Origin of the sequence: Acetobacter sp. A11-2, from assembly GCF_040208445.1 — a bacterium.
GTDB lineage: Bacteria > Pseudomonadota > Alphaproteobacteria > Acetobacterales > Acetobacteraceae > Acetobacter > Acetobacter oryzoeni.
The window spans coordinates 1,393,488-1,415,907 of record NZ_CP157843.1 but is presented as its reverse complement, the minus strand read 5'-3'; the positions used below and the strand labels follow the sequence as shown (position 1 = coordinate 1,415,907).

Below are 22,420 nucleotides of genomic sequence, written 5' to 3'. Positions count from 1 at the left end.
AGATGAATGGAACAGCAGATATGCTCAAGGAAGATACCGATTTTTTCTCACCCAATGGGAAAACGGTGCTTCTGGTAGAAGATGATGGCACCATAGCCGAAGAAATTGCAGCTGAACTGACAGCCCGCGGTTTTAAGGTGCTGCATGAAGCCACAGGAGATGCCGGGCTGGAAGCCGCCTTGAGGCTGGAGGCCGATGTTATGGTGGTGGATCGTCTTTTGCCCGGTCTGGATGGTTTGAGCGTTATAGAAACCATGCGCCAGCAGGGCATACGCCTGCCTGTTCTGGTGCTTTCGGCCCTTTCTGCGGTGGATGATCGGGTAACCGGCCTTAAGGCGGGTGGGGATGATTATCTTACCAAGCCTTTTGCCATAGAAGAGCTGGTGGCCCGTATAGAGGCCCTGTTGCGCCGGCCGGATGATACGCGCAGCACCAAGCTGCATCTGGGCCCAATTGATATGGACTTGATAGAACGCCGTGTCTGGCGCGATGGGCGGGAAATTGAGCTGCTGCCGCGTGAATTCCGCTTGCTTGAATACCTTATGCGCAGGCCGGGGCAGGTGCTTACACGGTCCATGTTGCTGGAAGATGTGTGGCAGTATCGGTTTATTCCACGCACCAATCTGGTGGATGTGCATATCGGCAAGCTGCGGCGGAAAATTGATGGGCCGGGAGAGGAACCGTTGATCGAGAGTATTCGCGGAACGGGATTCCGGCTGCGTGTTCCTGACTGAGCTTTTTCGCACAGCTACCTTCCGTATCACCCTTATGGCGCTGGCCGCCATGGCGGGGGTGATGGTCATGCAGTTTGGCTTGGTTTACGCGCAGCTTGAGGCTGTGGAATCTCGCCGTTCCACCGAGTTGCTGAAAGGTGAGGCCGAACTGCTGGCCCAGATGTCTCCCGAACATCTGGAATATGTGATTCGCCGCCGCGCCACGGATGATCTGCGGCTTATCATTAACAGTGCCGGGCTGTTTGATTCTGGCCATGCCCTTATTGCTGGGGATCTGCGCACATGGCCAAAGGGGTTGAAGGCTGATGGCAAGCCCCATAACGTAGAAATCTACCCCGAAGAAGGGGATTCGTACCCCTTGCGTGTGCTGGCAGAAACACTGCCAGATGGCACCATTCTGGTGTTGGGGCGCAGTTTCCATCTGCTTTCCGAACAAAAGCTCATGCTGCGCCACACCATGTTGGTGGCGGCTATTCCCACTTTTGTGTTCGCGCTGTTTCTGGGAATTGTGCTCAGCCACCGTGCACTTTCCCGCGTAAAGGAAATGCACGAAGCCATAGACCGCATTATGGCCGGTGATATCCATGAACGTCTGCCCGCCGCCAAGGAGCGGGATGATCTGGAGCGCCTGGCAGGCAGTGTGAACCGCATGTTGGACCGGCTGGAGCGGCTGATGGACGATATGCGGGAGGTGGGAAACGATATTGCGCATGATTTGCGCACCCCTCTTTCCCGCGTGCGTGCCAGATTGGAGCGCGCCCTTTCTGCAGGCACAGACCCGGTAGCGTTAGAGGCCGCGGTAGGGCGGGCGGTGGATGATCTGGACCAGTGTCTGGGTATTATCACAGCATTATTGCGCATTGCAGAAATAGAGAATAGCCGCAGAAAAGCGGGCTTTGGGCAGGTTCTTTTAGCCGATCTGGTGGCAGACGTATTTGATTTGTATGAACCCATAGCTGAAATGGAAGATAAAGTGCTGGTTGCAAAGGAGGGTGAAGCCCCCTGCTTTGTATGGGGAGACCGGCACTTGTTGATCGAGCTTTTGGCCAATCTGGTTGATAACGCCATCAAATTCACACCAGAAGGTGGGCGCATTGTTTTGGGTTCACAGCGTATCAACGGGGCGGCAACCCTGTTTGTTATGGATACGGGTGTAGGTATTGCCCCGACAGAAAGAGAAGCAGTGCTTTCACGCTTTTATCGGTCGGACAAAAGCCGCCATGTGCCGGGTAGCGGGTTGGGGCTTAGCCTTGTGTGTGCCATTGCGCATCTGCACGAAGCCCACCTTACCATTGAAACAGGGGCGCAGGGTGTTGGCACCTGTTTCAGAATTACCTTTCCATCCGCTTTTTTACAAAAGGTTGAAGATTGCACGTAATGATGTTGGCGGGCCGCAGATATGTATGTAACGATAAAACCATGTCAAATCTGCCTGTCTGCAATGCAGCGTCTCTAACCGTGCAAGGTTGGAGCGCATGAACGAAATTGTCGTTACCGCGCTTAAAAAGCCGTATACGTTTGTGGTGCTTTCCATCCTGATTCTGGTGTTCGGAATCAGGGGGATATTCAACACGCCTACAGACGTATTTCCCAGCATTCGTATTCCTGTTGTGGCGGTGGTGTGGACGTATACGGGCCTGATGCCCGAGGATATGTCTGGCCGCGTGGTGTATTATTACGAGCGCGCCCTGACCGCGACCGTAAATAATATCGAGCATATCGAGAGCCAGTCGTATTACGGCCGCGGGATTGTGAAGATCTACTTCCAGCCCGGTACGGATACATCTGTGGCGCAAACCCAGATTACCTCGGTATCGCAGACAGTTATCAAGCAGATGCCCACAGGCTCTACGCCACCGCTGGTGCTGGCTTATAACGCGTCCTCTGTGCCGGTTGTGACGTTGCAGGTGTCTTCCACCTCCATGACGGCCTCACAGATTTACGACATGTCCTCCAACCTTATCCGCCCGGCGCTTGTTTCTGTGGCGGGGGCTGCCATTCCCAACCCTTACGGGGGGCAGCCGGGCAATATCATGGTGGATCTGGACCCGGTGAAACTGCTGGCGCACCGGCTTTCTCCGGTAGATGTCTCACGCGCGCTGAACAGCCAGAACATTGTGCTGCCAGCGGGTGACCAGCGCATTGGCCCGTTTGACTGGATGGTTCAGACCAACGCCTCTCCCAAAAACATGGAAGAGCTGAACATGATCCCCATCAAACAGGTGGGGGATGCCGTGGTGCGCTTGCAGGATGTGGCATGGGTGCATGCAGGTGGGCCGCCACAAACCAACCTTGTGCTGGTTAAAGGGCAGCAGGGCGTTCTGATCGTTATTATGAAAAGCGGTGATGCCTCTACGCTGGATGTTGTGGCGGGGGTTAAAAAGCTGCTGCCGGGCATTGTAAAAACCCTGCCCGAAGGTGTGAGCATCAAGATCCTGAATGATGCCTCCACCTTCGTGAAGGAATCCGTGCAGGACGTGGTGCGCGAAATGCTGACAGCCGCCTGCCTGACCGGGCTTGTGGTGCTGCTGTTTCTGGGCTCCTGGCGTTCCACCGTTATTATTGCCACCTCCATTCCGCTGGCCATGCTGTGCTCTGTTATCGGGCTGGGCTGGGCTGGGCAGACCATCAACGTCATGACACTGGGTGGCTTGGCGCTGGCCGTGGGTATTTTGGTGGATGATGCCACGGTGATGATCGAAAATATCGATGCACACCTTGAGATGGAGAAGGATCTGGAAACGGCCATTATTGATGCCGCCAACCAGATTGTTATTCCCACCTTTGTGTCCACCATGTGCATTTGTATTGTGTGGATGCCGCTGTTCCAGCTGACGGGCGTTGCAGGCTGGCTGTTCATGCCAATGGCAGAAGCCATCATTTTTGCCATGATCGCCTCTTTCATCCTGTCCCGAACACTGGTGCCCACCATGGCCAAGTACATGCTGGCGGCACAGGTGGCAGCCCATGCACATGGCCCGCAGGAACCCAAAACCATTTTTGGCCGCTTTCAGCGTGGGTTTGAGCGCAAGTTTGAGCAGTTCCGGCATCGCTATCACGAACTGCTTTCGCATCTGGTGGCAACGCGTGGCACTTTTGTACCGGTGTTTGTGCTGTGCTCGCTTGGCTCTCTGGGGCTGCTGTTCTTTGTGGGGCAGGATTTCTTCCCCGAAGTAAACTCCGATGCCATTGCCCTGCATATGCGTGCGCCTATTGGCACAAGGCTGGAGGAATCCGGCAAGATTTCTCAGTTGGTGAATGATGAGATCGAACGCACACTGCCGGGGCAGGTGGAAGGGCTGGTTGATAACTGCGGCCTACCATTCAGCCCGCTGAATCAGGCTTATATTCCAACGCCAACCGTGGGCACGCAGGATTGCGATATTACGGTTTCGCTTAAAAATCCGGCATCCCCTGTGGCGGAATATCGGCGGCTTTTGCGTCATAACCTCAACATGAAGTTCCCCGGCACGCAGTTCTCCTTCCTGCCGGGGGATCTGACAGCCAAAATCCTGAACTTCGGTCTGCCATCTCCTATTGATGTGCAGGTGGTTGGGCGCAACCTGTCGGAAAACTTCCGTTTTGCAAACCGTCTGGCAGAACGCCTGCGCCATGTTACGGGCCTGACAGACGTGTTTGTGCAACAGCCCATGACAACGCCAACCCTGATGGTAAATACCCGCCGCACCTATGCGTTGGGCACCGGCATTACAGAATCCGATGTGGCCAATAACGCGCTGGTTTCTCTGTCCGGCAGTTCTCAGGTCGGGCAGGTGTATTGGCTGGATACAAAAACAGGTGTCTCGCATCTGATTGATATTCAAACGCCAGCCCCCTTCCTCCAGACCATGAATGATCTGGAAATCACGCCTGTTGATAAAGGAGATGGGAACCCATCTGGCCAAGACCCGCAGATTCTGGGTGGGCTGAGCAAGATCGACCAGATCGGCACCCCGGCGGAGGTGGCGCATTACAACATCATGCCGGTGTTTGATATTTACGCCACAAACGAAGGGATAGATCTTGGCACCGTTTCGCGCGAGGTGGCGCGTATTGTAGATGAGGCTCAGGGAAATCTGCCGCATGGTTCCTCCCTCAGCGTGCTGGGGCAGGCTGTCACCATGAACAGTGCCTATGTGCAGTTGCTGGGTGGCTTGGCCATGTCCGTGCTGCTGGTTTACCTGCTGATTGTGGTGAACTTTCAGTCCTGGTTGGACCCGTTCATTATTATCACCGCATTGCCCGGTGCGCTGGCTGGTATTTCATGGAGCCTGTTTCTGACGCACACCACGCTTTCTGTGCCAGCACTTACAGGGGCCATTATGTGCATGGGCACGGCCACGGCCAACGCCATTTTGGTGGTGGCCTTTGCGCGTGAACGGCTGGAAGAGCACGGTGATGCCATTAAGGCCGCGCTGGAAGCCGGGTTTGAGCGTATTCGCCCCGTGCTGATGACAGCCTCCGCCATGATTATTGGCATGTTGCCCATGTCTTTAAGTAATTCGCAAAACGCACCCTTGGGTAAGGCGGTTATGGGCGGCCTGATGGTGGCAACTGTTGCCACGCTGCTGTTCGTGCCCTGCGTATTTGCCATGCTGCACACACGTAAAAAACCGCATGAAACCGAACAAGAGGAAGCTGCCGCATGACCCAAGAGCATCCAGACGCTTCAGGGCCTCAATCTCCCACGCCGGCTGGCAGCACACGTAAACGCAAGATCGGGTTTGTGGCTGTTGGCGGGGTTGCTATCCTGCTGGCAGTGGTGGGTATTGTTCAGCGCCACACGCAGTATGTTAATCTGGCGCACGAAACGGCACATAACGCTATTCCATCCGTGCAGGTTATCTTTCCCCAGCCGGGGCCAGATGAACGCACGCTTTCCCTGCCAGCCAATATAGCCGCATGGTATCAGGCGCCCATTTATGCGCAGGTCTCTGGCTATGTGAAAATGTGGTACAAAGACTTTGGCGCCAAGGTGAAGGCGGGCGATGTGCTGGCCGAAATTGATACGCCGGGGCTGGATGCTCAGTTTGCCGCTGCCAAAGCCAACCTGAATGTGGCGCTGGCGCGGTACAAGCTAGCCCAGATTACAGCAAAACGCTGGAAGGCCCTGCAGGGCACGCAAGCTGTTTCTCAGCAGGAAGTGGACGTGCAGGCCGCCAATGCCGAGGCCCAGAAGGCCGAGGTGGAAGCTGCCCAGCATGATGTAGAGCGTTATGCTGCGTTGGAGGCGTTCAAAAAGATTGTTGCGCCGTTTGATGGTGTCGTCACATCGCGCTTGGCGGATGTGGGAGATTACGTCAACGCTGGGCGAGGGGATGTAGATGCCCACGGCAATGCCACTGAGCTGTTTAGTGTGGCAGACGTGCATGCCATGCGTGTGTTTGTGGCCGTGCCGCAGGATTATGCAGATATTATCTCCCCTCGGCTGGAGGCAGATTTAAGTATCCCGCAATATCCTGAACGCACATTCCGGGCACATTTTTTGGCCACAGCTTCGGCTTTTAATGCCTCTACCCGTACCGTCACCACAGAACTGACACTGGATAATAAATCAGGAGAGCTCTGGCCCAATTCCTACGCCACAGCCACGTTCCATGCCCCCGGTGATACGGATGAGCTAATTCTGCCGCTGGGCGCCATTGTGTTCAGGGCGGAAGGCACACAGGTTGCGCTGGTGGACGATACCAACCACGTGCATCTTGTCAGTGTCACGCTGGGCACCAATTTCGGCACAACGGTGCAGATTCTGCGCGGTGTGAAAAAAACGGATCGGGTTATCAATAACCCCTCTGCTGGTCTGCTGGATGGGCAGGAGGTGCGCATTGTTAAAGGCACTCCTGGCTATAACATGCCCAGCACACCGCCTGCGGCCAAAAAGCAGGAACCCCAAAAGCCAGTTTCCCCCACAAAATCCTCCGAACAGGAGGAAGGCGATGATACCCGCGCGATGCCCGATGACAGTGCAGATGCATCTGAAGCCGGGGCCCGCCCATGAGGAAGGGAAACATTCTGCCGCGTCACGTTACGCATATTTTGTTGGTGGGGGTGGCCACATCAGCCTTGGCTGGGTGTGATATGGCCCCGCGTTACAAGCCCGCGCAATTTGTGCTGCCCGATAACTGGAGCGGGCAGGGGGTGATGAAGCCAGCGCATCCATCGGATGATGCCATTCGCCCAGATTGGTGGACAATGCTGGGTGATCCGGTGCTGAACCAGTTAGAAGATCAGGCCATGCGCCTGAACCCGGATTTGCAGGCGCAGGCTGAGGCGTTTATGCAATCGCGCGATATGGCGGCGGAGGCTAAATCTCACCTCTATCCGCAGTTAAACGGGGCTGCGAGCGGGGAAAAATATAAAGGCTCGCAACACAGGCTTTGGCGTGGGGCTGGGGCAACCGGGCCGATGTATATGTCGTCCGAGCAGTATTCAGCCACAGCCACGTGGGAGCCGGATTTCTGGTCTGCCATCCGTAACCGTATTCGTATGGCCAAGCAGGGCGTGCAGGAAAACGCCGCAAATTACGCCTCGGCACGCTTGAGCCTACAGGCCGAACTGGCGTCGGATTACGTTATTCTGCGCGGGTTAGATGCGCAGGATGCTGTGTACAAGGATTCCATCCGGTATTACCAAACAGCCGTGCAGGTTACGCGCATGCGTTTGGCCGGAGCTATTGCGCCGGGCATGGATGTCTCCCGCGCAGAAGCCCAGCTTTACACAACACAGGCGCAGGAAACAGATATTCGTACCCAGCGCGATGTGATGGAACATGCCATTGCCGTGCTGGTCAATCAGGCCCCGGCCTCGTTCCATATCGCGCCGGTTACCAAGCTGACATTTGCGGATAAAGAACCACCCGTGGCGCTGCCCTCTACCTTGCTGGAACGCCGGCCAGATATTGCCGCGGCAGAACGGCGTATGGCTCAGGCTAATAGGGCCATTGGTGTTTCCCGCGCGGCGTTTTATCCGCACGTTACATTTAACGCCATGACAGGCTTTATGGATAACGGGTTCGATCTAGCCTCATTGTACAACGCTATGTACCAGTTTGGGGCGCAAGCCGTGCTGCCGTTATTCCAGGGTGGTTTGCGGCGTGCAGAATTGCAGCGCACGTGGTCGGGCTATCGGCAAACGGAAGATCTTTACCGTGCCACGGTGCTGGATGCCTTTCAGGAAGTGGAAGATAACCTCACGCGCACCAATCGTTTGAAAACGCAGGTAAAGCAGGAAAGCAACGCCGTAGATGCCGCCTTGCGCACGCAGGGCATGACAATGGCGCTATATACCGGCGGCCTTACCAATTATCTGGATGTTGTAGTGGCGCAGGTGGCGGCACTGAACGCGCGCATTTCATTGGTGCAGGCCCAAACCCGGCAGGTGGATGCACGTGTGCAGCTTGTGCGGGCCCTTGGGGGCGGGTGGTCTCGCAGCCAGTTGCCGCATGGTGAGGAAACCATCATGCCTTTCAAGCCCTTACAGTATGAAAACCTGCGCCATGCAGCGCCACTGGGCGGCATTAGCACCCAGACAGATCCGGTTTCCAATGATCTGACGGGCGGCATGAAAAACACACAACCACTTGACACACGGCCAGCGCCCCGGTAAGCGCGGCACTTCTGATCGGAACGCGGGAGATTCTTGTCTGCGCCCTGTGCGTGGTGCGGAATCGGAAGAACCGCGGTCCGGGTTCATTTTGAGGAGTCCCGGATATGGCCAAAAAAGTTGTTGGCTACATCAAACTTCAGATCCCCGCTGGTAAGGCTAATCCTTCCCCGCCGGTTGGTCCGGCACTGGGTCAGCGCGGTCTGAACATCATGGAATTCTGTAAGGCATTTAACGCCAAGACCCAGGGTCTTGAGCCGGGTATGCCGATTCCGGTGGTTATCACCGCATATGCAGACCGTACGTTCAGCTTCATCACCAAAACCCCGCCGAACACCTACTTCCTGCTCAAGGCCGCCAAGATTTCCAAAGGCAGCCAGACAGTTGGTAAGGGTGGCAGCGTTGGTAAGGTGACCATGAGCCAGCTTCGTGAAATTGCTGAACAGAAACAGCAGGACATGAACGCAAACGATCTGGATGGCGCAGTGCGCATGCTGATCGGCTCTGCCCGCTCCATGGGCATCGATGTGGTGGAGGGCTAATCTATCATGGCAAAGAACAAGCGTCTCGCCGCTGCGCGTGCCAAGGTTGAAGCTGGTAAAGCTTACGGTGTTGATGAAGCTGTTGCGCTGGTAAAAAGCAATGCAACAGCCAAGTTTGACGAAACCGTTGAAATTGCACTGAACCTGGGTATTGACCCGCGTCATGCAGACCAGATGGTTCGTGGCTTTGTTTCCCTGCCGAACGGCACGGGCAAAACCTTGCGCGTTGCTGTATTTGCACGTGGCCCGAAAGCTGAAGAAGCTCAGGCTGCTGGTGCAGATATCGTGGGTGCAGAAGACCTGATGGAAAAAGTGCAGGCTGGCGAAATCAACTTCGACCGCTGCATTGCTACGCCTGACATGATGGCCCTGGTGGGTCGTCTGGGTAAGATCCTCGGCCCACGTGGGCTGATGCCGAACCCCAAGCTGGGCACCGTGACCATGAACGTAAAGGGTGCTGTTGAAGCGGCTAAGTCTGGTCAGGTTGAATATCGCGCTGAAAAGAGCGGTATCGTGCACGCTGGTGTTGGCAAGGCTTCCTTCAGCGAAGACAAGCTGGCTGAAAACGTACGTGCATTTATTGATGCCGTGCAGAAGGCCCGTCCGTCTGGCGCAAAAGGTGCTTACATGAAGAAGGGCGCTCTGTCCTCCACCATGGGCCCGGGCGTTCAGCTGGACCTCTCTGCCTTCGCTGGCTGAGAAAGAATGACGCTGCGCCAGCTTTCGGGTTGGCGTGGCGCATGAAGGAGTGGTTACGGCTGCTCCTTCTTCCTGTCCGAGACCGTGCGCAACTGCGGTTTTAATCAACCTTCGGGTTGGCGAACGGTAAGACGGGAATGCTGGTTACAGGTCGTATTTACGGCACGCCAGATATTCCGTTTCAAGGACAGGCGAGCGGGTTCCGCTATGTATGGTGGAACCTAAAGGGCAACCCGTTCTGTTGGGCGCAAGCTTGATGGAACAAGACGGAGACGGGATTTGAACCGTACGGAAAAGAAGGCCTTTATCGCCTCTCTGGCCGCCGTTTTCGCCCAGACGTCCATGGTTGTGGTCACCCGTAATGACGGGCTGACTGTGGCTGCTGTGACGGAACTGCGGCGTAAGGTGCGTGCAGCGGGTGCGAACTATAAGGTCGCTAAAAACCGGCTGGCAACTCTCGCCCTGGATGGGACCCAGTTCAACGGCATCGCACCGATGCTGCAAGGCCCGACCGCGCTTGCGTGGTCTGAAGACCCTGTGGCTGTGGCTAAGGCTGTCGTTGAGTTCGCCAAAACAAATGACAAGCTTGTGCTGCTTGGTGGTTCTCTTGGTTCTCAGGTGCTTGACGCCGATGGAATCAAGGCTCTGGCCGAGCTGCCGTCTCTTGATGCGCTGCGCGCGCAGCTCGTGGGTCTTATCTCCACGCCAGCTACGCGTATCGCCAGCGTTACTCAGGCGCCGGCAGGCCAGCTTGCACGTGTTTTTGGGGCCTATGCCAAAACGGGTGAAGCTGCCTGATTTCATTCCCTTGTATGAGGGAATGTTCAAGAATTTTGCGCTGCCTTCGTGCTTGAAGGTTGCGTTCTGCTAACCAGTATCTATATTAGGAAGTCAAACTATGGCTGATCTTGCTAAGCTTGTTGACGAACTGTCCGCTCTGACCGTTCTTGAAGCTGCTGAACTTTCCAAGCTGCTCGAAGAAAAATGGGGCGTTTCCGCTGCTGCTCCTGTAGCAGTTGCTGCTGCTGCACCTGGTGCTGCTGCTGCTCCGGCTGAAGAAAAGACCGAATTCACGGTTGTTCTGGCCAGTGCTGGCGACAAGAAGATCAACGTGATTAAGGAAATCCGCGGCATCACCGGTCTGGGCCTGAAAGAAGCTAAGGACCTGGTTGAAGGTGCGCCGAAGACCGTTAAAGAAGGTGTCAGCAAGGACGAAGCTGACAAGATCAAAAAGGCTCTTGAAGACGCCGGGGCAACCGTCGAAGTCAAGTAAGTTTGCCAAATTTCTGATGCATGGCATCGGAGAAATGGGAAAAAAGGTTTTCGGGTGGGGGCGCTGTGCCTCTGCCCGTTTGCCTGTTTCGGGTTGATCTGAAACAGGAGCCGGGTAAAACCGGTATGGGCTTGAGACCAAAATTAGGTCGGACCATCAGGCTCGCGGGAAGACCACGGGCATGATGGTCCGAGATAAATGGGCGGGGCAGGAGCGACGATGAACGCAATCACTAAATCGTTCACAGGACGGAAGCGGATTCGCAAAAGTTTCGGGCGGATTCCCGAAATCGCCCCGATGCCGAACCTGATTGACGTGCAGCGTGCGTCTTACGAGACATTCCTTCAGGCAAATGTATCGCCTGATGCGCGTACTCCAACAGGTTTGCAGGAGGTATTCCGTTCCGTTTTCCCCATCAACGATTTTGCGGGGCGGGGGCGTCTGGAATTCGTTAGCTACGAATTTGAAGAGCCTAAGTATGATGTGGAAGAGTGCATTCAGCGTGGCCTGACATATGCTGCACCGCTGAAGGTTATTTTGCGCCTGATCGTATGGGATGTGGACGAAGATACGGGGTCTCGTTCCATCCGCGATATTAAGGAACAGCCGGTTTATATGGGCGATATGCCGCTCATGACAGACAACGGCACCTTTATCGTAAACGGTACGGAGCGCGTTATTGTCAGCCAGATGCACCGTTCACCCGGTGTGTTCTTTGATCATGATAAAGGTAAGACGCATTCTTCTGGCAAATATCTGTTTGCTGCGCGCGTTATTCCTTACCGTGGTTCTTGGCTGGACTTTGAGTTTGACGCCAAAGATCTGCTTTACGTTCGTATTGACCGTAAGCGTAAGCTGCCTGTTACCACGCTGCTGTATGCGCTTGAAGGCGCCGCATCTGAAGCTGCACGCAAAGCGAAAGCAGCTGAAGGCGGCGATGTTGACTCTATGGAAATCAAGGGGATGGATGCCAATGAAATCCTCGCCTATTTCTATAATGCTGTCACATTCATAAAAACACCTAAAGGCTGGGCCCGTCCGTTTGATGCGGACTCCTTCCGTGGTCTCAAGCTGCTGGCACCGCTGGTGGATGCAGAAACCGGTGAAGTGGTGGCGGAAGCCGAAACCAAGCTGACGGCCCGCATGGTGCGCAAGATCGCGGAAAAAACGCGTGAAGTGCTGGTGGGTGAAATCGATCTGCTTGGCCGTTACATTGCCCATGATATCGTCAATATGCAGACTGGCGAAATCTATGGTGAGGCTGGTGAAGAAATCACCGAGGCACGTCTTGCTGCCTTGGAAGAAGCCGGTATTACGGAACTTCCTCTGCTGGCGATTGATGCAGCTAACGGTCCGTGGATCCGTGATACACTTACGGTAGATAAAAACAGCACGCGTGATGAAGCGCTGATTGATATCTACCGTGTGATGCGCCCTGGTGAGCCGCCAACGGCTGAAACCGCCGAAGCCATGCTGAACGGCTTGTTCTTTGATCCTGACCGCTATGATCTTTCCGCCGTTGGCCGCGTGAAGATGAACATGCGTCTGGACATGGATGTGCCGGACACAGTGCGCGTGCTGCGTAAAGAAGACATTCTGCGCACCATTAAAACACTGTGTGACCTGAAAGACGGTCGCGGCCAGATTGACGATATTGATAACCTTGGTAACCGCCGTGTTCGCTCGGTTGGTGAGCTGATGGAAAATCAGTACCGCATTGGCCTGCTGCGTATGGAACGTGCCATTCGTGAACGCATGGGTTCTGTGGATATTGATACGGTTATGCCGCATGACTTGATCAATGCCAAACCAGCTGCTGCTGCTGTACGTGAGTTCTTCGGTTCTTCTCAGCTCAGCCAGTTCATGGATCAGACCAACCCGCTGTCTGAAGTTACGCATAAGCGTCGCCTCTCAGCGCTTGGCCCGGGCGGTTTGACCCGTGAGCGTGCAGGCTTTGAAGTGCGTGACGTTCATCCAACGCATTACGGCCGTATCTGCCCAATTGAAACGCCGGAAGGCCCGAACATTGGTCTGATCAACTCTTTGGCAACCTATGCCAAAGTGAACAAATACGGCTTTATTGAAACGCCTTACCGTCTGGTGAAAGACGGTGTGCTGCAGGATGGCTGGAAGTACCTCTCCGCTATGGAAGAGGAAAAGCTGGTTGTTGCGCAGGCCGATGCCAAGGTGAACGATCAGGGTGCGCTGACAAGCGATCTGATCTCTGTGCGTCGTAACGGTGATTTCCGTCTGGTTCCGCCAACAGAAGTTACAGCGTGTGACGTTTCTCCCAAGCAGTTGGTGTCTGTTGCTGCGGCGCTTATTCCGTTCCTGGAAAACGATGACGCGAACCGTGCACTGATGGGTTCCAACATGCAGCGTCAGGCTGTGCCGCTGGTGCGTTCCGATGCGCCGCTGGTTGGCACAGGCATGGAAGCTGCTGTGGCGCGTGATTCCGGTGCAACAATTGTCGCCAAGCGCGATGGTGTGGTTGACCAGATTGACGGTGCCCGTATCGTGGTGCGTGCAACCAACGCAGCAGGTTCTACGCAGGGTGTGGATATCTACCGTCTGCGCAAATATTCTCGCTCCAACCAGTCCACCTGCATCAACCAGCGTCCGCTAGTTCATGTTGGTGACAATGTGCGGGCCGGTGATATTATTGCTGATGGTCCTTCCACGGAGCTGGGTGAACTGGCGCTGGGCCGTAACGTGCTGGTCGCGTTTATGCCTTGGAACGGCTACAACTTCGAAGACTCCATCCTGATTTCCGAACGGATTGCCAAGGATGACGTTTTCACCTCGATCCATATCGAGGAATTCGAAGTCATGGCGCGTGATACCAAGCTGGGTCAGGAAGAAATTACGCGTGATATTCCGAATGTGGGTGAAGAAGCCCTGCGGAACTTGGACGAAGCTGGCATTGTTTACGTAGGTGCCGAAGTTAATCCGGGTGATATTCTGATCGGTAAGGTGACGCCAAAGGGTGAAAGCCCGATGACACCGGAAGAAAAACTTCTGCGTGCCATCTTTGGTGAAAAAGCCTCCGATGTGCGTGATACGTCCTTGCGTCTGCCGCCTGGCACGTCTGGTACAATCGTTGATGTGCGCGTGTTCTCCCGCCGTGGTGTGGATAAAGACGAACGCGCTATGGCTATTGAACGTGCGGAAATCGAACGTCTGGCCAAAGACCGTGACGATGAACGCGCTATTCAGGAACGCTCTTTCTATAGCCGTCTACGTGAAAAACTGCTGGGTCAGGTTGCTGGTGCTGGGTTCAAGGGCATTCGCTCTGGAACCGAAATCACTGATGCGGTTCTGGATGAGCACCCGCGTGCTACGTGGCGCCAGATCGTTGTCGCCTCTGACAGTGTAATGGCCGAGCTTGAAACCCTGCGGCGTGAATTTGATGCGGCTATTGCCCGTATTCAGGCACGTTTTGAAAGCAAGGTTGAAAAGCTGCAGCGTGGTGATGAACTGCCACCTGGCGTGATGAAGATGGTCAAGGTTTTTGTGGCTGTTAAGCGTAAGCTGCAGCCCGGGGATAAAATGGCCGGTCGTCATGGTAACAAGGGTGTGGTTTCCCGCGTTGTGCCAGTTGAAGACATGCCGTTCCTGGAAGATGGCACGGCTGTTGATCTGGTGCTGAACCCGCTGGGTGTGCCTTCACGTATGAACGTGGGGCAGATTCTGGAAACCCATCTGGGCTGGGCTTGTGCCAAAATTGGCCGTGGCATTGGCGATATGGTGGATGAATACCAGCGTAATGGCGAAAAACGTCAGGAACTGCTGGATCGCCTGAAGGATGTGTACGGGGATAAGGTTTACAGCGAAGACATTGCAAATATGAGCAATGATGAGCTGGTTGAACTGGCCAATAACCTGCGCAAAGGCGTGCCGATTGCAACGCCTGTGTTCGATGGTGCTTCCATTCCGGATATTGAAGCCATGCTTGAAAAAGCTGGTGTTGATAAATCCGGTCAGTCTCAGCTGATTGACGGACGCACAGGTGAGCCGTTCGAGCGTAAAACCACGGTCGGTTACATCTACATGCTCAAGCTGCACCATCTTGTTGATGACAAGATCCATGCACGTTCTATCGGCCCATACTCGCTGGTTACACAGCAGCCTCTGGGTGGTAAGGCGCAGTTTGGTGGTCAGCGCTTTGGGGAAATGGAAGTGTGGGCGCTGGAAGCATACGGTGCAGCTTACACTCTGCAGGAAATGCTGACTGTGAAGTCGGATGACGTTTCTGGCCGAACCAAAGTTTATGAATCCATCGTGCGTGAGCAGGATGATTTTGAGGCTGGTATTCCGGAAAGCTTTAACGTTCTGATCAAGGAGCTGAAGTCTCTGGGTCTGAACGTGGAACTGGAGCAGGGGGCCGAGTGACGGTGAATTTCGCCACCACTATCCGTTCTTATTTCAAAGGGGAGGCCGGGGTAGAAACCTCGGCTCCCCGTTTCCCGCTGGGGGCTTCGGCACATGAATGAGCTCATGAAAATTCTTGGCCAGACCGGCCAGGCGATGACGTTTGATCAGATCAAGATTCAGCTGGCATCGCCCGAACAAATCCGTTCCTGGTCTTATGGCGAAATCAAGAAGCCCGAGACTATCAACTACCGTACATTCAAGCCAGAACGGGATGGCCTGTTCTGTGCACGTATCTTTGGTCCGATCAAGGATTATGAGTGCCTTTGCGGTAAATACAAGCGGATGAAATTCCGCGGTATTATCTGCGAAAAGTGCGGTGTTGAAGTTACGCTGGCCAAGGTGCGTCGTGAACGCATGGGCCATATTCAGCTTGCCAGCCCCGTTGCCCATATCTGGTTCCTGAAGTCTCTTCCCAGCCGTATCGGCCTGATGGTTGATATGACGCTGAAAGATCTGGAAAAGGTGCTTTACTTTGAAAGCTACCTGGTTCTGGAACCCGGCACGTCTCCGCTGAAGCAGTACTCCTTGCTGACGGAAGAACAGTACCTTGATGCCATGGATGAATATGGCGATGAGGGTGTTGAAGTCGGCATTGGTGCAGAAGCCATTAAAAAAGTTCTGGAACGCATTGACTGCGATGCCGAAAAGGTAGAGCTGCGCCAGGAACTTAAGGAAACAACTTCAGAAGCCAAGCGCAAGAAGCTGGTTAAGCGTCTGAAGCTGATTGAAGCATTTGCAGAAAGCGGTTCCCGCCCAGAATGGATGATTCTGGATCTGGTTCCGGTTATTCCGCCGGATCTGCGTCCGCTGGTGCCGCTGGATGGTGGTCGCTTTGCTACGTCTGATCTGAACGATCTGTATCGTCGCGTTATCAACCGTAATAACCGTCTGAAGCGCCTGATGGAGCTGCGTGCGCCCGATATTATCGTGCGTAACGAAAAGCGTATGCTTCAGGAAGCTGTGGATGCGCTGTTTGATAACGGGCGTCGTGGTCGGGCTATCACGGGTGCTAACAAGCGTCCGCTGAAATCCCTGTCCGATATGCTTAAAGGTAAGCAGGGTCGTTTCCGTCAGAACCTGCTTGGTAAGCGCGTCGATTACTCCGGCCGTTCCGTTATTGTGGTGGGGCCAGAACTTAAGCTGCACCAGTGTGGTCTTCCCAAGAAGATGGCGCTGGAACTGTTTAAGCCGTTCATTTACGCGAAGCTGGAAAAATACGGCCACGCCACCACCATTAAGGCTGCAAAGCGGATGGTGGAAAAAGAGCGTCCGGAAGTTTGGGATATTCTTGAAGAAGTTATCCGCGAACATCCGGTTATGCTTAACCGTGCGCCTACGCTGCACCGTTTGGGCATTCAGGCGTTTGAACCGGTGCTGGTTGAAGGTAAGGCTATTCAGCTGCACCCGCTGGTCTGCACCGCGTTTAACGCAGACTTTGACGGTGACCAGATGGCCGTGCACGTGCCGCTGAGCCTTGAGGCCCAGCTTGAAGCGCGTGTGCTGATGATGTCCACCAACAACATCCTCAGCCCGGCAAATGGTAAGCCGATTATCGTGCCTTCTCAGGATATTGTTCTGGGGCTGTATTACCTCAGCCTTGAAACCCCTGAATTCAAGGTCACGCCTGATCGCTGCGAGTATGACGAGACAACAGGTGCTTTGACTAAAGAAGGTGCGCCGTCTTTCTCTTCTATCGGTGAAGTGGAATATGCACTGAGCGCCGGTGCACTGAAGCTGCATGATAAAATTCGTGCACGTTTCCAGAAGGTTGGCGAAGATGGTAAGGTCACCTACGAAACAGCCGTGACCACCCCCGGTCGTGTGCTGATTGCGCAGATCCTGCCTCAGCATAAAGCTGTGCCGTTCTCCCTTATCAACCGTCAGCTCACCAAAAAGGCTGTGTCTGACGTTATTGATACGGTGTACCGTCATTGTGGTCAGAAAGAAGCCGTTATCTTCTGTGACCGTCTGATGGCTCTGGGTTTCCGTCACGCTGCTAAGGCCGGTATTTCCTTCGGTAAGGATGACATGATCATCCCGCCCGAAAAGAAAGAACTGGTTGATCGCACGGCTGCCGAAGTGAAAGAGTTTGAACAGCAGTATCAGGATGGTCTGATCACGGCTGGCGAACGCTACAACAAGGTGGTGGACGCATGGTCACGTTGCACGGACGAAGTGCAGGCGGCCATGACCAAAGAAATTTCTCGTCAGGAAGTTGGTAAGCAGATCAACTCCGTATGGATGATGAGCCACTCCGGGGCTCGTGGGTCGCCGGCTCAGATGAAGCAGCTGGCCGGTATGCGTGGTCTGATGGCCAAGCCGTCTGGTGAAATTATTGAACAGCCGATTATCGCCAACTTTAAAGAAGGCCTGTCGGTTCTCGATTACTTCACCTCTACCCATGGTGCACGTAAAGGTCTGGCTGATACCGCGCTTAAAACCGCTAACTCCGGGTATCTTACCCGTCGTCTGGTGGACGTGGCGCAGGACAGCATCATTATTGAAGAAGATTGCGGCAGTGAACGCGGTCTGACAGTTCGCGCAGTTATGGACGGTGGGGAAGTTGTAGCTTCTCTGTCCGAACGTATTCTGGGCCGTACTGTTGCTTCTGATGTGATTGTTCCGGGCACCGGTGAAGTTATCGTGCCGCGCAATCATCTGATTGATGAAGCCGATGCGGAACGTATTGAAAAGTCTGGTGTGGAAACGGTTCATATCCGCTCCGTGCTGACCTGTGATAGCCGCGTTGGTGTTTGTGCCCGCTGCTATGGGCGTGATCTTGCACGCGGCACGCCGGTAAATATCGGTGAAGCTGTGGGTGTTATCGCTGCTCAGTCCATTGGTGAGCCCGGCACACAGCTGACAATGCGTACCTTCCATATTGGTGGTGCGGCACAGCGTGGTGCAGAACAGTCCATGATCGAAGCTTCTCGCGATGGTCAGGTTGTGATCCGTAACCGCAACGTTGTGCATAACAGTCAGAACGTGCCGATCGTGATGGCGCGTAACTGTGAAATCCTGCTGTCTGACGAAAACGGTGTGGAAAAAGCCCGTTACCGTGTGCCGTATGGTGCACGTTTGCTGACGGAAGAAGGAGCAAAGGTTGCACGTGGCCAGAAGTTGGCTGAGTGGGATCCGTACACCCTTCCGATCATCACGGAAAAAGCCGGTAAGGTTGAATACCTGGACCTGATTGATTCCATCACGCTTGTTGAGCGTATGGACGAAGTGACCGGCCTGACATCCAAAGTGGTGGTGGACTACAAGCAGGCAGGTAAAGGGGTGGATCTGCGCCCACGTCTGCAGCTTAAAGATGCCAACGGCGATGTGGTGAAGCTGGATAACGGTGCAGATGCCCGTTACTTCCTCTCTCCCGAAACACTTCTGTCTGTTGAAAACGGCACGGAAGTGAATGCCGGTGACGTTCTGGCCCGTCTGCCACGTGAAGGGTCCAAAACCCGCGATATTACGGGTGGTCTGCCCCGCGTTGCTGAACTGTTTGAAGCACGCCGGCCAAAAGACCACGCTATTATCGCGGAAATGGAAGGTCGCGTTGAGTTCGGGAAGGATTACAAGTCCAAACGCCGTGTTATCGTGAAGAACGATGAAACGGGTGAGGAACAGGAATACCTGATCCCGAAAGGCAAGCACATTTCCGTTCAGGAAGGTGACTTTGTGGAAAAAGGTGATCCGCTGGTCGATGGTCCGCGGGTGCCCCACGATATCCTGAAGGTGATGGGTGTTGAGGCTCTGTCCGATTATCTGATTAACGAAATTCAGGATGTGTATCGTCTTCAGGGTGTGAAGATTAACGATAAGCATATTGAAGTTATCGTGCGTCAGATGCTTCAGAAAGTTGAGATTCTGGAGCCGGGTGACACGACATACCTGATTGGTGAAACCGTTGACCGTATTGAGTTCGAGGCTGAAAATGCCAAGTGTCTCAAGGCAGGTGAACGGCCAGCTCAGGGTATGCCGGTGCTGCAGGGTATCACCAAGGCCTCTCTGCAGACGCAGTCCTTCATCTCTGCTGCATCGTTCCAAGAAACCACACGCGTGCTCACAGAAGCTGCTACGGCAGGGAAAGTGGATAAGCTGATGGGCCTGAAGGAAAACGTGATTGTCGGGCGTTTGATCCCGGCAGGCACGGGCAGTGTCATGAAGCGTCTGCGGGCTATTGCCGCGGAGCAGGATCGCCAGCGTGTTGGGCGTTCTGCGGCCGAATAAACGTTGCGAATATGCCGCAAGAAAAAAGGATCAGGGGAAACTCTGGTCCTTTTTTCATGTACAGCAGACGCAATTCTTTAAGAATCGCAGGGTAAAACTTGACTCCCGGCGGGGGGAAGGTTAGGTAGCAGCCCTCGGCTCTGGATATCCCTGTGGATAGAAAGAGCAATTAGGTTTTCTGTGTGAGTCTAGCATGCGGTTGGCTTCCGGGGTGGAAGCGGGGCCGGATGCCAACATAGCCCCATACAGGCAAATGCCTGATGGGATCTTTTTTAATGAAAGTCGGCAGTCAGAAATAATGGCGGCCGGCCGAACTGTGTAAGGATCGGGAAAGGCGCATGCCGACCATCAACCAGCTCATTGCCAAGGGGCGCAAGCCTGCGGTCAAGCGCAACAAGGTGCCCGCGCTGCAAGGATGCCCCCAAAAGCGCGGTGTTTGCACCCGCGTTTATACCACGACGCCGAAAAAGCCGAACTCCGCACTGCGTAAAGTCGCTAAGGTGCGTCTGACGAACGGCTATGAGGTGGTCAGCTATATTCCAGGTGAAGGTCATAACCTTCAGGAACATAGTGTTGTGCTGATCCGCGGCGGTCGTGTGAAGGATTTGCCGGGTGTGCGCTATCACATCCTTCGTGGTGTTCTGGATACGCAGGGTATTGCCAAGCGGCGTCAGCGTCGTTCGCTGTATGGCGCCAAGCGTCCGAAATAAGAGGAAGAACAGGTATGAGTCGCCGTCATCGCGCAGTAAAGCGCGAGATCCTTCCCGATCCGAAATTCGGAGATATCGTTGTCACGCGCTTCATGAATGCGCTGATGTACGATGGTAAGAAGTCTGCTGCAGAAAGAATCGTATACGGTGCTCTCGATGCCATGGTGCGTCGTAGCGGTAACGGTGCTGATGCAGTGGTGCTGTTCCACAGTGCGCTGGATAACGTAAAGCCGGCTGTTGAGGTGCGTTCTCGCCGTGTTGGTGGGGCAACCTACCAGGTGCCGGTTGAAGTTCGCGCAGACCGCCGTCAGGCGTTGGCGATCCGTTGGGTGATTGATGCAGCGCGCAAGCGTGGCGAAAACACCATGCAGGATCGGCTTTCCAATGAGCTTCTGGATGCCGTCAACAACCGTGGCGCAGCCGTGAAGAAGCGGGAAGATACCCATCGTATGGCGGAAGCTAACAAAGCATTCAGCCACTATCGCTGGTAATGAAAGAAGCTGCTGCATTTCCTCTTGCAGTGAGTTTGCAGGGCTTATAACAACTGCATCCCGAATGGTTTTTGGGGCATGGAGTAAAAAATGGCTAAGGCTAAATTTGAGCGGAATAAACCGCACTGCAACATCGGCACCATTGGTCACGTTGACCATGGTAAGACCTCTCTGACGGCTGCGATCACCAAGACGCTTGCTAAGAAGGGCGGCGCTGAATTTAAGGCGTATGACCAGATCGACGCTGCTCCGGAAGAACGCGCTCGCGGCATCACCATTTCCACAGCTCACGTGGAATATGAAACCGACAAGCGTCACTACGCGCACGTTGACTGCCCCGGACATGCTGACTACGTGAAGAACATGATCACGGGTGCAGCGCAGATGGACGGCGCAATCCTGGTTGTGTCTGCTGCTGACGGCCCGATGCCGCAGACCCGTGAACACATCCTGCTTGCTCGTCAGGTTGGTGTGCCGGCTCTGGTTGTCTTCCTGAACAAGGTTGACCAGGTTGACGATCCGGAACTGCTTGAACTGGTTGAAATGGAAGTTCGTGAACTTCTGTCTTCCTATCAGTTTCCTGGCGACGATGTGCCGATCATCAAGGGTTCCGCTCTGGTAACTCTGGAAGATGGTGATCCGGAAATCGGTGAAAACCGCGTTCGCGATCTGATGGACGCAGTTGACTCCTACATCCCGCAGCCGGAACGTCCGGTTGACCGTCCGTTCCTGATGCCGATTGAAGATGTGTTCTCCATCTCTGGTCGTGGCACCGTGGTGACGGGTCGTGTGGAACGCGGCGTGATCAATGTTGGTGACGAAATTGAAATCGTTGGTCTGAAGCCGACCACGAAGACAACCGTAACCGGCGTTGAAATGTTCCGTAAGCTGCTTGATCGCGGTGAAGCTGGTGACAACATCGGCGCTCTGCTGCGTGGCACGAAGCGTGAAGATGTGGAACGTGGTCAGGTTCTGGCAAAGCCAGGCTCCATCACGCCGCATAAGAAGTTCAAGGCAGAAGCTTACATCCTGACGAAGGAAGAAGGTGGCCGTCATACGCCATTCTTCACCAACTATCGTCCGCAGTTCTACTTCCGTACGACTGACGTGACGGGTGTTGTGCATCTGCCAGAAGGCACCGAAATGGTGATGCCGGGCGACAACTGCGCCATGGAAGTTGAGCTGATTGCTCCGATCGCCATGGACGAAGGTCTGCGTTTCGCTATTCGCGAAGGTGGCCGCACAGTTGGTGCTGGCGTTGTTTCCTCCATTATCGAGTAATCGATAGAGGATATTGAGCCTAAGTGGCCCCGACCGATTCATTTTGGTCGGGGTCTTACTTGGCGGCCGGGATTCCCCGGATAGGTAAAGTGTTGGACTAAAAAACAAATGGACAACCAGAACATCCGCATTCGCCTGAAAGCGTACGATCATCGGGTGCTGGATAACAGCACGAAAGAGATCGTAAATACGGCGAAGCGTACGGGTGCGCGGGTTCGGGGTCCTATCCCGCTGCCTACGCATATCGAACGGTTTACGGTTAACCGTTCTCCTCACGTTGATAAAAAGAGCCGCGAGCAGTTCGAAATTCGAACTCATCGCCGTCTGCTCGACATTGTTGAGCCCACTCCGCAGACCGTGGACGCTCTCATGAAGCTCGACCTCGCCGCTGGCGTTGATGTCGAGATCAAACTCTAAGGTCCAGACG

General features: G+C 54.6%; 15 protein-coding genes. All 15 read left to right on the top strand.

What is annotated here, in order from left to right; translation table 11 throughout:
- The first annotated feature begins 2 nt into the window (after positions 1-2).
- The 15 genes from ABNV41_RS06780 (at position 3) to rpsJ (ending at position 22,410) form a co-directional block, all read left to right on the top strand.
- The gene (locus ABNV41_RS06780; protein ID WP_050819554.1) at positions 3-734 is read left to right on the top strand and encodes a response regulator transcription factor; all 732 of its coding nucleotides are present in this window, start codon (positions 3-5) and stop codon (positions 732-734) included.
- Complete coding sequence (locus tag ABNV41_RS06775) at positions 721-2,112, top strand: ATP-binding protein (RefSeq protein ID WP_080986773.1); 1,392 nt, start codon at positions 721-723, stop codon at positions 2,110-2,112. Before ABNV41_RS06780 ends, ABNV41_RS06775 begins: the two co-directional genes overlap by 14 nt.
- Before the next feature lie 97 nt (positions 2,113-2,209).
- Positions 2,210-5,383 carry an efflux RND transporter permease subunit gene (locus ABNV41_RS06770; RefSeq protein WP_050819555.1) on the top strand — a complete coding sequence of 1,058 codons (3,174 nt, stop codon included), beginning with the start codon at positions 2,210-2,212 and terminating at the stop codon, positions 5,381-5,383.
- A complete protein-coding gene (locus tag ABNV41_RS06765) occupies positions 5,380-6,732 on the top strand; it encodes an efflux RND transporter periplasmic adaptor subunit (RefSeq protein WP_050819556.1) in 1,353 nt (450 codons plus the stop codon). Before ABNV41_RS06770 ends, ABNV41_RS06765 begins: the two co-directional genes overlap by 4 nt.
- Positions 6,729-8,339: an efflux transporter outer membrane subunit gene (locus ABNV41_RS06760; RefSeq protein ID WP_050819557.1), complete on the top strand. Its 1,611-nt coding sequence runs from the start codon at positions 6,729-6,731 to the stop codon at positions 8,337-8,339. Before ABNV41_RS06765 ends, ABNV41_RS06760 begins: the two co-directional genes overlap by 4 nt.
- Before the next feature lie 104 nt (positions 8,340-8,443).
- The gene (rplK, locus tag ABNV41_RS06755) at positions 8,444-8,878 is read left to right on the top strand and encodes a 50S ribosomal protein L11 (RefSeq protein WP_003622680.1); all 435 of its coding nucleotides are present in this window, start codon (positions 8,444-8,446) and stop codon (positions 8,876-8,878) included.
- 6 nt (positions 8,879-8,884) lie between these two features.
- Positions 8,885-9,577, top strand: coding sequence for a 50S ribosomal protein L1 (gene rplA / locus ABNV41_RS06750; RefSeq protein ID WP_003622682.1), 693 nt, complete (start codon positions 8,885-8,887; stop codon positions 9,575-9,577).
- A gap of 279 nt (positions 9,578-9,856) precedes the next feature.
- Positions 9,857-10,375, top strand: a complete 519-nt coding sequence (gene rplJ, locus ABNV41_RS06745; protein ID WP_050819558.1) for a 50S ribosomal protein L10 — start codon at positions 9,857-9,859, stop codon at positions 10,373-10,375.
- A gap of 100 nt (positions 10,376-10,475) precedes the next feature.
- On the top strand, positions 10,476-10,850 hold the full coding sequence (rplL, locus tag ABNV41_RS06740; protein WP_006116056.1) for a 50S ribosomal protein L7/L12: 375 nt from the start codon (positions 10,476-10,478) through the stop codon (positions 10,848-10,850).
- Between the two features lie 219 nt (positions 10,851-11,069).
- On the top strand, positions 11,070-15,242 hold the full coding sequence (gene rpoB / locus ABNV41_RS06735) for a DNA-directed RNA polymerase subunit beta (protein ID WP_050819559.1): 4,173 nt from the start codon (positions 11,070-11,072) through the stop codon (positions 15,240-15,242).
- A 93-nt stretch (positions 15,243-15,335) separates the two neighbouring features.
- A complete protein-coding gene (rpoC, locus tag ABNV41_RS06730) occupies positions 15,336-19,511 on the top strand; it encodes a DNA-directed RNA polymerase subunit beta' (RefSeq protein WP_050819560.1) in 4,176 nt (1,391 codons plus the stop codon).
- A 338-nt stretch (positions 19,512-19,849) separates the two neighbouring features.
- Positions 19,850-20,221 (top strand): 30S ribosomal protein S12, encoded by a 372-nt coding sequence (rpsL, locus tag ABNV41_RS06725; RefSeq protein ID WP_003622698.1) that lies wholly within the window; start codon positions 19,850-19,852, stop codon positions 20,219-20,221.
- Between the two features lie 14 nt (positions 20,222-20,235).
- Positions 20,236-20,712: a 30S ribosomal protein S7 gene (rpsG, locus tag ABNV41_RS06720; protein WP_006116053.1), complete on the top strand. Its 477-nt coding sequence runs from the start codon at positions 20,236-20,238 to the stop codon at positions 20,710-20,712.
- Positions 20,713-20,802: 90 nt separating this feature from the next.
- Positions 20,803-21,993 (top strand): elongation factor Tu, encoded by a 1,191-nt coding sequence (gene tuf, locus ABNV41_RS06715; RefSeq protein WP_042786750.1) that lies wholly within the window; start codon positions 20,803-20,805, stop codon positions 21,991-21,993.
- A 108-nt stretch (positions 21,994-22,101) separates the two neighbouring features.
- Positions 22,102-22,410: a 30S ribosomal protein S10 gene (gene rpsJ / locus ABNV41_RS06710; protein ID WP_007282720.1), complete on the top strand. Its 309-nt coding sequence runs from the start codon at positions 22,102-22,104 to the stop codon at positions 22,408-22,410.
- Positions 22,411-22,420: the final 10 nt, after the last annotated feature.

What these genes read in the sequence shown, in the direction of transcription:
- rpoC (WP_050819560.1), top strand. Translation starts at nt 15,336, where the DNA reads ATGAATGAGCTCATGAAAATTCTTGGCCAGACCGGCCAGGCGATGACG.
- ABNV41_RS06770 (WP_050819555.1), top strand. Translation starts at nt 2,210, where the DNA reads ATGAACGAAATTGTCGTTACCGCGCTTAAAAAGCCGTATACGTTTGTG.
- ABNV41_RS06765 (WP_050819556.1), top strand. Translation starts at nt 5,380, where the DNA reads ATGACCCAAGAGCATCCAGACGCTTCAGGGCCTCAATCTCCCACGCCG.
- ABNV41_RS06780 (WP_050819554.1), top strand. Translation starts at nt 3, where the DNA reads ATGAATGGAACAGCAGATATGCTCAAGGAAGATACCGATTTTTTCTCA.
- rpsG (WP_006116053.1), top strand. Translation starts at nt 20,236, where the DNA reads ATGAGTCGCCGTCATCGCGCAGTAAAGCGCGAGATCCTTCCCGATCCG.
- rpoB (WP_050819559.1), top strand. Translation starts at nt 11,070, where the DNA reads ATGAACGCAATCACTAAATCGTTCACAGGACGGAAGCGGATTCGCAAA.
- rplL (WP_006116056.1), top strand. Translation starts at nt 10,476, where the DNA reads ATGGCTGATCTTGCTAAGCTTGTTGACGAACTGTCCGCTCTGACCGTT.
- tuf (WP_042786750.1), top strand. Translation starts at nt 20,803, where the DNA reads ATGGCTAAGGCTAAATTTGAGCGGAATAAACCGCACTGCAACATCGGC.
- rplK (WP_003622680.1), top strand. Translation starts at nt 8,444, where the DNA reads ATGGCCAAAAAAGTTGTTGGCTACATCAAACTTCAGATCCCCGCTGGT.
- rplA (WP_003622682.1), top strand. Translation starts at nt 8,885, where the DNA reads ATGGCAAAGAACAAGCGTCTCGCCGCTGCGCGTGCCAAGGTTGAAGCT.
- ABNV41_RS06760 (WP_050819557.1), top strand. Translation starts at nt 6,729, where the DNA reads ATGAGGAAGGGAAACATTCTGCCGCGTCACGTTACGCATATTTTGTTG.
- rpsJ (WP_007282720.1), top strand. Translation starts at nt 22,102, where the DNA reads ATGGACAACCAGAACATCCGCATTCGCCTGAAAGCGTACGATCATCGG.
- rpsL (WP_003622698.1), top strand. Translation starts at nt 19,850, where the DNA reads ATGCCGACCATCAACCAGCTCATTGCCAAGGGGCGCAAGCCTGCGGTC.